The sequence below is a fragment of the Nonomuraea sp. NPDC059007 genome, from assembly GCF_042740555.1.
GTDB lineage: Bacteria > Actinomycetota > Actinomycetes > Streptosporangiales > Streptosporangiaceae > Nonomuraea.
In genome coordinates this window covers 129215-139623 of the sequence record NZ_JBHYJD010000025.1, presented here as the reverse complement: position 1 = coordinate 139623, position 10409 = coordinate 129215, and the positions used below count along the sequence as shown (strand labels likewise).

Here is a 10409-nt window from a genome sequence, read left to right as displayed (position 1 = left end):
CCTTGACACAGTGACAAGGTCTTCACTGGTGCCGAGGAGGTGGTCCCGATGACCATGCAGAACCAGGACACGGATGCGATGCGCGCCTTCCACGCTCTGGACGACGGCAGCTCGTCCGTGCGGCTGCGGGCGGCGATGGCGGTCGGTACGACCCCCGACCCGCGCTTCGTCGGCAAGCTCATCGAAAGGTCCGCGGTCGAGCCCGAGTTCTACGTGCGCGACATGCTGACATGGGCGCTCACCCGCCACCCGGCGTCCCTGACGGTCCCGGAGCTGGTCGGCGAACTCCGCTCGGAGCGTACGCAGGCACGCAGCCAGGCGCTGCACACCCTGTCCAAGATCGGGGACCGGCGGGCGTGGCCGGCGATCACCCGGGCGCTGTTGACCGACGCCGACGACGAGGTGGCGCGCAGCGCGTGGCGGGCCGCGGTCGTGCTCGTGCCGGCGGGTGAGGAGCCCGAGCTGGCCGCGGTGCTGGCGACCCAGCTCGGCCGCGGCGAACGGGAGACGCAGCTCAGCCTCAGCCGGGCCCTCGTCGCGCTCGGCGAGGCGATGCTGCCCACGCTGCGCGCCGCCTCGACCGACCCCGACCCGCGTGTACGCGCGCACGCGATCGCCACGGAACGGCTGCTGCGCGACCCGGACGCCGGGTTCGTGTTCGCGATCGAGGAGGCCAAGCGCGTCGTGGCCCTCGGCGGCGCCGGCAGGCAGGAGTGACGGGCCGTGCTGATCGGTGACGTGGCACGACGGTCCGGGGTCAGCGCCCGCATGCTCAGGCACTACGACGCGCTGGGCCTGGTACGGCCGACCGGCCGTAGCGGCGCGGGCTACCGGGAGTACTCCAGCCGGGACATCCAGCGGATCTTCCACATCGAGAGCCTGCGCTCCCTGGGGCTGTCGCTGCGCGAGGTCAGGCGGGCGCTCGAAGATCCCGGCTTCACGCCCGCCGAACTCGTCGCCGACCTCATCCGCCAGACGCGCGAACGCATCGCGGCCGAGACGGAACTGCTCACGCGCCTGCGCCGGATCGACGCCGTGGAACCCAGCGCCTGGGAGGACGTCTTCCAGATCGTCGCGCTCCTGCAGGCGCTGGGCTCGAAGAGCGCGGGCAAGCGCCAGAGCGCGGCCCTGTCCTCGGTCGAAGAGGTCGCGCTGCCGGTGGAAGCCCTGGTCGAGGCGGCGCTGAGCGAGACGGACCCGAACGTCGCCGGTGCCCTTCGCTGGGCTCTGGCGCAGTCGGGCGAGGACGGGCTGGCCCTGCTGGCGGAGGGCCTCGGCTCACCGGCGGCCGAGGTGCGCGAACGCGCCGTCCAGTCGATCGCCGAGCTGACGAACGACGCGGCGACCACGCTGCTGAGGCAGGCCCTCACCAACCCCGACCTCGTGGTACGCAGGCACGCGGCCCTGGCGCTCGGCGCACGGGGTGTGGCCGACGCCGTCCCGACGCTCGTCGACATGGTCGTCGAGGGGACGAACGACGTCGGCGCCGCCGACGCCCTGAGCGCGCTGGCGAGCCGTCCGGCGTCGGCGAAACGGATCGCCACCAGGCTCGTGGACCGCCTCGCCCACGAGGGCGCAGAACCGGCGGCCCGCCGGCGGCTGACGCAGGCGCTCGCCGACATCCCGGGAACCACCGCGTCACAGGCCCTCGCGGAGCTGTCCCACGACGAGGACCGTGCCGTCGCGCTGACCGCGACCTACATCCTCGGGATACGCGACGAGCGATGACCGGTGCCTTGCGCGCGGAGCAGTGCGGTCAGGGAGCGGAGCCGGAGCCGGCGGGAGGGTGCCGGAGGCCCGCGAGCGCGCCGGTTCGAGCGCGTCGCAGGGTGACGGCGAGTGCGGTGATCCAGGCCCACGCGGTGATGATCGCCGCCCGCTGGAACAGGCCCGCCAGGTCGGCCAGCGACGGGTTCTGGTCGAAGCCCAGCCCGGCCAGGATCCAGAGGGCGGGGAACGCCACCGCCGTGACGAGCGAGTAGATCGTCCACGCGGGCCCGAAGCGGCGGGCCAGGACGAGGCAGGCGGGCGGCAGGGCCAGGAGGGTGGGGACGGCGAACAGGTCGTGCAGCAGGCCGGTGGTGGTGTACTCGGTCAGCGGGGGAGTGCCGGGCGGGTAGCCGCCGACCGGGTCGGTGACGAAGACCCCGGCGCCGACCAGGCTGAGCCCCCAGACGCCGATCAGCAGGCGCCCCCACAGGCCGTGCAGCGCGACGGCGAAGGCGACCACGAGCAGGCCGCACCCGATGAAGGTGGCGGACTGCACCCATCCGGCCGGCCCCAGCGCGAGCGAGCTGACCGGGTGCCGGAGCGGGTCGTAGCCGGCCAGTAACGCGCCCCGGAGCAGGAACGAGACGACGAACACCGGGCCCGCCACGATGCCGCAGCCCAGCAGCGCCCTGGTGGTCACGCCGTCTCGCCGGCGCCGCGCCGTACCCCGTCATAGGTCACCCCGTGCCCGGCCAGCACGGCCGCCAGCGGCGGGGACACCCCCAGCCGGAGGAGCGCGAGCAGCAGGTGCGGGGTGCCGATCTCGCGCGCGCCCAGCGCCCTGGCCTCGCGCAGGCTGACCTCCAGGACCTTCTTGGCCTGCGGGCTGTACGGCCCGCCGACGCGGCCGGGCTTGCGCGAGGGCGGCGAGTCCGGCTGGTCGAGGGAGCCCGGCCCGAAGGTCTCCTCGATGCGGCGGAAGACCTGTTCGACGTCGATGCCGACCGCGGCGAGGGCGTCGGCCTCGTCGTCGGTGAGCCCGGCGCGCAGCCGGGGGCCACGGGCGGCCGTGGCCAGGTCGTCGGCGGTGACGCCGTGGCCGCTCAGTATGTCGGCGCCCGCCCCGCCCGCCCGGGACAGGGCGAGCAGCAGGTGGTCGGGCTCGGCCTTGGCGGCGCCCGACTCGGCGGCCATGCTCGCCGCGGCCAGCACGCTCTGGCGCGCGTCGGGAGTGAACCTTTCGAACATCGTGCGGCTCCTAGTCCTGTGTCCGCTGGGCGAGCTTCTGGTGTACGGCCTGCCGGGTGACGCCCAGCGCGTCGGCGATCGCCTGCCAGGACCATCCGCGCTGCCTGGCGTTGCGCACGTGGAGCGCTTCCAGATGGTCGGCGAGCTTGCGCAGGGCCACCACGGCCTTCAGCCCCACCGCGGGATCGTCGTTCATGCTGTCAAGATATATTGACACTGCGACACTGTCAATATGTCTTGACAGTGTGATCCTTAACGGTGCCTCAACGGACGCTCATGGCGCGATGAAGGGGCCCCTTGGGAGCCCGCGCAGCCGCTAGCTTGACACCACCCCCAAAAAGGAGTGGATATGTCGAGTAAAACCATGCTCGCCAGTACCACCGTCGCGGCGCTCTGCTTAGCGGGCCTGGCCACCGCCGCCCACGCGGATCCGCCGTCCCCCGCCCCCGAGCAGGCGCCCCCGGCCATGGTCGACGCCATGGAGCGGGACCTCAGTCTCACCGAACAGCAGGTGCACACCCGCCTCGCCAACGAGCGGCGCGCCGCCGCCGCCGAGGCCAGGCTCTCCGCCCAGCTCGGCGCCTCGTACGCGGGCGCCTGGCTGAACGCCGACGCCTCCAAGCTCAACGTCGCCACCACCGACCAGGCCGCCACCGCGTCGATCGAGGCCCAGGGCGCCCAGCCCGTCGTCGTCTCCCGCACCCTGGCCCAGCTGAACGCCGCCAAGGACCAGCTCGACCGCGCCGCCTCCGGACGGGCGAGCCTCTGGTACGTCGACGTCACCACCAACACCGTCGTCGTCGCCGCCCCCACCCGCCGGGCCGCCGACGCGTTCGTCACCAGCGCCGGCATCGACAGGAACGCCGTCCAGATCACCACCTCGGCGGAAACCCCCCGGCCGTTCATCAACATCGTCGGCGGCGCCGCGTACTACATCGGCTCCGGCACCCGCTGCTCGATCGGCTTCTCCGTCACCCGCGGCTCCACCCCCGGCTTCGTGACCGCCGGCCACTGCGGCCGTACCGGCGCGCGGACCACCCAGCCGACCGGCACCTTCCAGGGCTCCTCGTTCCCCGGCAACGACTACGCCTGGGTCGCCGCCCCCGGCAACACCGTCCGTCCGTGGGTACGCGGCTCCGGCGGCCAGAACGTCATCGTCCGCGGCTCCATCCAGGCCTCCGTCGGAGCCTCGATCTGCCGCTCCGGCTCCACCACCGGGTGGCGCTGTGGCACCATCCAGCAGCACAACGCCTCCGTCCGCTACCCCGAAGGCACCATCACCGGCCTGACCCGTACCAGCGCGTGCGCCCAGCCCGGTGACTCCGGCGGCTCGTTCATCTCCGGCAGCCAGGCCCAGGGCGTCACCTCCGGCGGCTCGGGCAACTGCTCCAGCGGAGGGACGACGTACCACCAGCCCGTCAACGAGATCCTGCAGACCTACGGCCTGACGCTCGTCACCGGATAGGCCACCTCCCGGCCTGGGCAGTCTCACCCCCCACTGACCCGGGCCACCCGCGTGCCCGGCGCCGCACTGCGCCGGGCACGCCCGGGTGATCAGGGAAGGTCGCGCAGCGCGGCCCGGGCGGCGGCCATGGCCTGCTCGTCGCTCGCGCCGGCCCGGCGGGCGGTGGCGGCGAACTCCCGCGCGGCGGCCTCCAGCCGCAGGCGCAGCTGGTCGGTGGTGCCCGAGATGACCGCGGTTCGGCCCCGGCGCAGCTCCACCAGCCCTTCGTCGCGGAGTTGCTGGTAACCGCGCAGCACGGTGTGCAGGTTGATGCCGAGGCTGGCGGCGACGTTCCTGGCCGAGGGCAGCCGGTCGCCCGGCGCCGCCGTACCGTCGGCCAGGGCGGTACGCACCGCGCCCGCGACCTGGTCCGACAGCGGCTGGGCCGAGGCGAAGTCCACGGTGATCAGCACGAGCCCGCCCGGAGCCGGTGCAGCCAGCCGTTGACCAGCGCGGCCGCGGTGCCGGCCTGGCTCGTGGAGTAGACGAGGTGGCGGTCGTCGGACAGCGACACCACCAGCACCGGGCCCTTCCCGGCCAGCGCGCCCCATCCCCAGCTGCCGTCGTCCAGCCTGTAGCGGCCGATGGGCGGCTCGCTCATCACGTCGGCGTGCCGGACGCGGGTCCACGGCACCGTGCGCCGCAGTCCGAGCCACGGCAGCGTCACGCTGAGGCCGCCGGCGTCGATCTGCAGCCGGGTACGCGCCTGCGCGGCCTCGAACACCGCCCACGCCAGCAGCGGCCAGAAGCCGGCCCACACCGTCAGGCCCACGAGCATCGCACCGCTCAGGAGCCTGCGCGCCGACCATTCCCAGGTCACGAACATCACCCGCTGCGCCGCCCCGATCGGCATGGCCCGCAACCCCGGCGGCGGAACGACGTCCGTCTCCGGATGGCGCGGCAGCGGCCCCGCCACCACCCAGCCCAGCGCGAAGGCGGCCACCATGCCCGCGACCTGCGCGGCCATCGGCCAGCCCGGCCGCACCTCGCCGCCCAGCGACGAGGTCAGCCCCAGGACCCACAGCCCGTACGCCACCGGGATGAGCAGGCCGACCGTCCAGCCGAGCGCCACCACGAGGCGCTGGCCCAGCGGCACGTACCAGTACGACAGGAACGCCACGGCCAGCAGTGCCTGCGCCCACAGCATCATCCCGAAGACCGGCTGCGCCGACCACTCCTGCCAGGTGAAGCCGATCCGGGTGCCGAACGACCAGGAGTGCACGGTGACCCGCTCGGGCAGGCGCTCGCCCAGCGTGGCGACCAGCAGCATCGGCACGAGCACCACCAGCGGCGGGCCGAGAGCGGCGAGAACCAGGCGGCGCCGGCGTCCCTGGGCGGCATAGTCGGACATGGCCACCTCCAACTGTTTGCCTGTGACTATAACACTTGTAACAGTTCGCGAGAAGGGAGCATGCTGGTGCCTACCAGGAAGCTCACCGTCGAAGGAGCACGCTGATGTCTGAGCTACGCGTTCACAACCTCTCGATCTCGATCGACGGCTTCGCCACCGGCGCGGGACAGGCCCCGGACGCTCCCTTCGGACACGCCGGCGAGCGCCTGCACGAGTGGATGTTCGCCACCCGGTTCTGGACCGAGCGGGCCGGCGGCCCGGCCGGGAGCGCCGGCGCCGACAACGTGTTCGCCGCGATGCACGCTCCCGGCATCGGCGCCGAGATCATGGGCGCCGGCAAGTTCGGCCCGCCCGGCTGGCAGGACGACCCCGGCTACCAGGGCGCGTGGGGCGCCAATCCGCCGTTCCGCACGCCGGTCTTCGTCCTGACCCACCGGCCGCGGCCATCGGTCGAGATGGAGGGCGGCACCACGTTCCACTTCCTGAACACCTCACCCGCCGAGGCGCTCAGGACGGCCCGCGAGGCGGCCGGCGGCCTGGACGTGCGCCTGGGCGGCGGCCCCTCGGTGGTACGCGACTTCCTGGCCGAGGGCCTGGTCGATCGCATGCACGTGGTCCAGGTCCCGATCCTGCTCGGCCGCGGTGTCCGGCTCTGGGACGGCCTGGAGGCGCTGGAGGAGACGTATGACATCGAGGCGGTCTCCACGCCCTCCGGCGTCACCCACCTGACGTTCACCGCCAGGAACCGGTGAACCCCGCCCGGATCACCGGCGGCCAGGAAGGCGTCGCGGGCCGGTGAGCCGCCGTTCCCGCCCGGGAAGACACGCGGGAATGAAGCATCTCGCGGGAACCCCGCTCGTCGACGTCGAGCCGTACAGTGCCCGGTGCGCCCGGATACTGGCCGGGCAGCAGCACATCACGTTGCTGGTCAGCCCGGGAAACCCCTACTTCTCCGCCGCCCGGCTCGCGGCGACGTTCCGGTGGGCGGTCCGGGCGGTCCAACGGGTCGACGTCCTGGTCTCCGACCTGGAGATGACCGCCGCCACCTATCTCGCCCGGGGCCGCCCGGACCATCACGCCTACCGCAGAGCCCGCGCCGACATCAGCCAGATGGCGGCCAGGATCCGGCGCGCCCGCGACAGCGCGGGCCACCCGGACCTGCGCGTCAGCGAGTTCGCCGAGTGGGCGGGCACCGCCGAGTACCGTCGCGGGCTGGCCTACGCCCGTCAGGCCATCGCCGACCCCGAGTACGGGCCGCTCCTGCGGGCCGGTACGCGGGACGCGCTCATGGCCAGGATGCCCCAGGACTGGGAGCCGACCCCACAGCAGATCGACATCGGCCTGGTGCACAGCGAGAAGACCCTGCCGTTCATCGTCAACGCGGTCGGAATCCTCGGCGTGGGCGAGACGGTCACCGCCTACAGCCGCCCCACACCCTGCACCCGGTACTTCTTCACCGACGGCGCGAAGTACCGCGCCTTCCCCGGCCAGGGATACATCGCGCTGCGCGTCCGGGAACCGGATGGACCTACGACCAACGACGGAGCGCACCCGGGCACAAGGACTGATCCGCCCGGCGCGTGATCTGGTGAGACTGGCCGGCATGCCTGTCACGTCTGCCACACGTGTCCGGGGCGAGCGGGCGTTCCTGACGGGGATGTTCGTCGACGCGCTGGGCAGCGGCCTCTACGTTCCGCTCACCCTGCTGTTCATCCACGAGGTCACCGGGCTGTCCATGGCCGTGGTCGGCGCTGGGGTGACGGTGGCGGCCGCGGCCGGGCTGGCCGCCAATCCGGTCGCGGGCATCCTGATCGACCGCTTCGACGCACGCGGTGTGCTGGTGGGAACCTACGTGCTGCGCGCGCTGGCGTTCGCCGCCTACCCGCTCGTGGACGGATTCGCCGCGCTGATCATCGTCGCGGCGCTGGTCGCGGTGGGGGACCGGGCCTACTATCCGGCCTCGGCCAGTTATGTCGCGGTCCTGGCCGGCGGGGCGCGGCGCGACCGGCTCTACGCGCTCATGGCAACGGCCCGCAACGTCGCCTTCGGCCTGGGCGGGCTGCTGTCGGCGGGGGCGGTCTCGCTGGCCGGCGGCGCCGGGTTCACGGTCATCGCCGTGGTGAACGCGGCCAGCTTCGTGGTGGCCGCGACCTGCCTGATCCTCTCGGGGCCACGGGTCCGGACCGCCAGAGACGCCGGTCCGCGCGGCGGCTACCGGCAGGTGCTGGGCGATCGGCCGTTCATCGCGCTGGTGGGGGCCGAGCAGGCGTTCACGCTGGCGCACATGATCCTTCCTGTCGCGCTGCCGATCTACGCGGTCACCGTGCTCGGGGCTCCCGCCGCCGTTCTCGGCGTGCTCTACGCGCTCAACACCTTCCTGGTGGCCTCCGGTCAATTGCTGGTCCGGCGGTTGCAGCGGGCGGCCCGCCGTACACACTCCCTGGCTTTGGGCGGGGCGGTGCTCATCGCGGCGTGCGGCGCCTACGCCGCGACGGCGCTGCTGCCGCCGGGGCCCGTGCGGATCGGCGGGCTCGTCGCGGCCACGCTCATCCTCACCGCGGGCGAACTCCTGCATACCGTCCCTTCCTGGGGACTGGCCGCGGGCGCCGCGCCGCCCGCCATGCGCGGGCGCTACCTGGCGATCTACCAGCTGACCTGGGCGGTCGCCGCCGTCGTCGCGCCGGCCGGGTTCTCCGCCCTGCTCACCTCGGTCCCGGTCCTGTTGTGGGCGACGCTCGGCGTGCTGCTGGCGGCGGCCGCGCTCACGGTCATCCGGCTCGCGCGCCGCCTGCCCGCCGAAGCGGTCATGGCCGCGTGATCACGGTACGGCCCGCGCCCTTCCGGCGGGTTGACGGCCGGTCAGGCGGATCTTAACCTCCAGACGCCACAAGCCCCTGGAAGGAGCATCGTGAAGCTTCCTGTCTATGCGGCGACAGCGTTCTCGGCGGCCATAAGCCTCGCCCTGACCTTCGTCCCGGCCTCCGGACTCGGCTACCACAACGGCGCAGTCCAGATCGACGTCACCGAATCCGGCGGGTACTACATCCTGAGCGACCCGTTACGTCCAGGCATCTCCTGCGGTATCAACGGCACCACCCCCGCCAAAGGGCCGGTCGGCACCACGATCGGCACCGGACGGCGCCATGACACGGTCACCGCCTGCGTCGACGTCCTGTACGGCGTGCAGCGCATGTGGGACATGCTGCGCGACTGGCTGGGCCGCAACGGCATCAACGGCAGCGGCCGCGGCGCCCCCGCCCGGATCGTGACGGGCACGTCCGTCCCCGGCTCCACCGTCGACTTCCCCGGCAGCCAGAGCTTCCCGACCCAGCTGGACCTGGTGGGCCACCAGTACGGCCACGTCGTCTACCAGACCACGCCCGGCGGTGCCGGCGCGGGCAACGAGAACGGCGGCATCAACGAGGGCTCCGCCGACATCTTCGGCACCCTCACCGAGTGGTACGCGAACAGCCACGTCGACCGGCCCGACTACGTGATCGGCGAAGGATCCGACCTGATCGGCGGCGGCCCGCTCCGCCACACCTACAACCCGGGCCTGGACGGCCACCCCAACTGCTACAGCGCCCAGATCCCGGCCACCGAGGTCCACGCCGCCTCCGGCCCGATGCGCCACTGGTTCTACCTGCTGGCCGAGGGCAGCGTGCCCGGCGGAGGGAAGCCGTCCAGCCCGATCTGCGCCGGCGGCCCGGCCTCGGTGACCGGGATCGGCCTGGTCAAGGCGGGACGGGTCTTCATGCAGTCCCTCCTGCGCAAGACGTCCGGCTGGCGCTACGTGCACGTCCGTACCGCCTCCGTCATGTCGGCCATCGAGCTGTACGGCCCGGCCGACCCGGCCTGCGTCACGGTCAAGGCCGCGTGGGACGCGGTGAGCGTACCGGCCCAGCCGGCCGAGCCCGCCTGCGCGCCACCTCCGGCCCGCTAGGCCTGGTCGCAGGTCACCACCAGGCGGGCCCCGGTTCCGGCGCCCGAGCCGGAACCGGGCCAGAGATTCGCGCCGGCCGCGACCACGGCCCCGAGCGGCGCGAGCCCAGCCAGCAGCCCGGCGACCCGCCAGAACGGTTCGGCCGGCGCGGTACCCCTGATGATCGGCCCGTACCGGTTCACCGCCACGACCATGCTCCAGGCGCCGCGCCGGTCGTGCTCGGCCAGGTGCGGAAACCTCAGAACGCCGCCCGCGGCCGGCGGGATCGCCCACCAGTACACGATCGACGGGTCCGCCGGCCACAGTAGCGCGTGGACGGCGGCGCCGAGCCCGAGAAAGCTCAGCCCGGCGACGCCGAGGGCGAGCCCCAGGGCGGCGATGAGCACGATCCCCGCCGTGCCCAGGTTCTCGACCCGGGCGCGAGCAGGAAGGTGACCCCGGCCCCCAGGGCCCCGAGGAGCGCGACCAGGCCCGGACTGTACGTGCGGTGAACCGGTCGCGCGATCTCCCTGGCCGGCTGGGCCGACAGCCACCGGCGCTTGAACTCCTGGACGTTCACCAGGGTCACCACCGCCGCCACGACGACCACCGCCGGCGTGACCACCGACGCGGCTGTCACCACGGTCGCCCCCTCCCAGCCTGGCCGGCTTTAT

Annotated in this window: 14 protein-coding genes; 7 read left to right on the top strand and 7 right to left on the bottom strand. The window is 73.1% G+C overall.

All coding sequences use genetic code 11. From position 1 onward, the window contains the following. The first annotated feature begins 48 nt into the window (after positions 1-48). Together ACFWY5_RS34585 and ACFWY5_RS34580 are read left to right on the top strand one after the other, a co-directional pair. Entirely contained in the window at positions 49-717 is a 669-nt protein-coding gene (locus tag ACFWY5_RS34585; RefSeq protein ID WP_379623783.1) for a HEAT repeat domain-containing protein, read from the top strand. A 6-nt stretch (positions 718-723) separates the two neighbouring features. After that, the gene (locus ACFWY5_RS34580) at positions 724-1728 is read left to right on the top strand and encodes a HEAT repeat domain-containing protein (protein ID WP_379623785.1); all 1005 of its coding nucleotides are present in this window, start codon (positions 724-726) and stop codon (positions 1726-1728) included. Positions 1729-1756: 28 nt separating this feature from the next. Here ACFWY5_RS34580 and ACFWY5_RS34575 read toward each other — a convergent pair whose 3' ends face one another. From ACFWY5_RS34575 to ACFWY5_RS34565, 3 genes are read right to left on the bottom strand one after another with little or no spacing between them, the layout of a single operon-like run. Then, positions 1757-2410: a DUF998 domain-containing protein gene (locus tag ACFWY5_RS34575; protein ID WP_379623787.1), complete on the bottom strand. Its 654-nt coding sequence runs from the start codon at positions 2408-2410 to the stop codon at positions 1757-1759. Beyond that, positions 2407-2958 carry a Clp protease N-terminal domain-containing protein gene (locus tag ACFWY5_RS34570; RefSeq protein ID WP_379623789.1) on the bottom strand — a complete coding sequence of 184 codons (552 nt, stop codon included), beginning with the start codon at positions 2956-2958 and terminating at the stop codon, positions 2407-2409. The genes ACFWY5_RS34575 and ACFWY5_RS34570 overlap by 4 nt, the downstream gene beginning before the upstream one ends. A gap of 10 nt (positions 2959-2968) precedes the next feature. Beyond that, on the bottom strand, positions 2969-3154 hold the full coding sequence (locus ACFWY5_RS34565) for a hypothetical protein (protein WP_221340737.1): 186 nt from the start codon (positions 3152-3154) through the stop codon (positions 2969-2971). Positions 3155-3307: 153 nt separating this feature from the next. On the opposite strand from ACFWY5_RS34565, the gene ACFWY5_RS34560 reads away from it, so the two are divergent. After that, positions 3308-4423, top strand: coding sequence for a S1 family peptidase (locus ACFWY5_RS34560; protein WP_379623791.1), 1116 nt, complete (start codon positions 3308-3310; stop codon positions 4421-4423). An 89-nt stretch (positions 4424-4512) separates the two neighbouring features. Here ACFWY5_RS34560 and ACFWY5_RS34555 read toward each other — a convergent pair whose 3' ends face one another. Together ACFWY5_RS34555 and ACFWY5_RS34550 are read right to left on the bottom strand one after the other, a co-directional pair. Next, positions 4513-4875 carry a GntR family transcriptional regulator gene (locus ACFWY5_RS34555; protein WP_379623793.1) on the bottom strand — a complete coding sequence of 121 codons (363 nt, stop codon included), beginning with the start codon at positions 4873-4875 and terminating at the stop codon, positions 4513-4515. Further along, positions 4869-5813, bottom strand: a complete 945-nt coding sequence (locus ACFWY5_RS34550; RefSeq protein ID WP_379623795.1) for a hypothetical protein — start codon at positions 5811-5813, stop codon at positions 4869-4871. The genes ACFWY5_RS34555 and ACFWY5_RS34550 overlap by 7 nt, the downstream gene beginning before the upstream one ends. 104 nt (positions 5814-5917) lie before the next feature. On the opposite strand from ACFWY5_RS34550, the gene ACFWY5_RS34545 reads away from it, so the two are divergent. The 4 genes from ACFWY5_RS34545 to ACFWY5_RS34530 all read left to right on the top strand — a co-directional run bounded on the left by ACFWY5_RS34545 (position 5918) and on the right by ACFWY5_RS34530 (position 9756). Beyond that, positions 5918-6565: a dihydrofolate reductase family protein gene (locus ACFWY5_RS34545; RefSeq protein WP_379623797.1), complete on the top strand. Its 648-nt coding sequence runs from the start codon at positions 5918-5920 to the stop codon at positions 6563-6565. Between the two features lie 79 nt (positions 6566-6644). Continuing rightward, positions 6645-7397: a tRNA-dependent cyclodipeptide synthase gene (locus tag ACFWY5_RS34540; RefSeq protein ID WP_379623799.1), complete on the top strand. Its 753-nt coding sequence runs from the start codon at positions 6645-6647 to the stop codon at positions 7395-7397. 19 nt (positions 7398-7416) lie between these two features. After that, the gene (locus ACFWY5_RS34535; protein ID WP_379623801.1) at positions 7417-8631 is read left to right on the top strand and encodes an MFS transporter; all 1215 of its coding nucleotides are present in this window, start codon (positions 7417-7419) and stop codon (positions 8629-8631) included. Between the two features lie 90 nt (positions 8632-8721). Next, positions 8722-9756, top strand: a complete 1035-nt coding sequence (locus ACFWY5_RS34530) for a M4 family metallopeptidase (protein ID WP_379636917.1) — start codon at positions 8722-8724, stop codon at positions 9754-9756. Here the strand turns inward: ACFWY5_RS34530 and ACFWY5_RS34525 are convergent. Together ACFWY5_RS34525 and ACFWY5_RS34520 are read right to left on the bottom strand one after the other, a co-directional pair. Further along, positions 9753-10142, bottom strand: a complete 390-nt coding sequence (locus tag ACFWY5_RS34525; protein ID WP_379636915.1) for a hypothetical protein — start codon at positions 10140-10142, stop codon at positions 9753-9755. The two genes, ACFWY5_RS34530 and ACFWY5_RS34525, sit on opposite strands and share 4 nt — an antisense overlap. After that, the gene (locus ACFWY5_RS34520) at positions 10097-10378 is read right to left on the bottom strand and encodes a hypothetical protein (RefSeq protein ID WP_379636913.1); all 282 of its coding nucleotides are present in this window, start codon (positions 10376-10378) and stop codon (positions 10097-10099) included. Before ACFWY5_RS34520 ends, ACFWY5_RS34525 begins: the two co-directional genes overlap by 46 nt. Between the last annotated feature and the right edge of the window lie 31 nt (positions 10379-10409).

Bases quoted from the DNA above. Each gene is read 5' to 3' on its own strand.
- ACFWY5_RS34585 (WP_379623783.1), top strand. From the start codon at position 49: ATGACCATGCAGAACCAGGACACGGATGCGATGCGCGCCTTCCACGCT.
- ACFWY5_RS34570 (WP_379623789.1), bottom strand. From the start codon at position 2,958: ATGTTCGAAAGGTTCACTCCCGACGCGCGCCAGAGCGTGCTGGCCGCG.
- ACFWY5_RS34565 (WP_221340737.1), bottom strand. From the start codon at position 3,154: ATGAACGACGATCCCGCGGTGGGGCTGAAGGCCGTGGTGGCCCTGCGC.
- ACFWY5_RS34560 (WP_379623791.1), top strand. From the start codon at position 3,308: ATGTCGAGTAAAACCATGCTCGCCAGTACCACCGTCGCGGCGCTCTGC.
- ACFWY5_RS34550 (WP_379623795.1), bottom strand. From the start codon at position 5,813: ATGTCCGACTATGCCGCCCAGGGACGCCGGCGCCGCCTGGTTCTCGCC.
- ACFWY5_RS34545 (WP_379623797.1), top strand. From the start codon at position 5,918: ATGTCTGAGCTACGCGTTCACAACCTCTCGATCTCGATCGACGGCTTC.
- ACFWY5_RS34540 (WP_379623799.1), top strand. From the start codon at position 6,645: ATGAAGCATCTCGCGGGAACCCCGCTCGTCGACGTCGAGCCGTACAGT.
- ACFWY5_RS34535 (WP_379623801.1), top strand. From the start codon at position 7,417: ATGCCTGTCACGTCTGCCACACGTGTCCGGGGCGAGCGGGCGTTCCTG.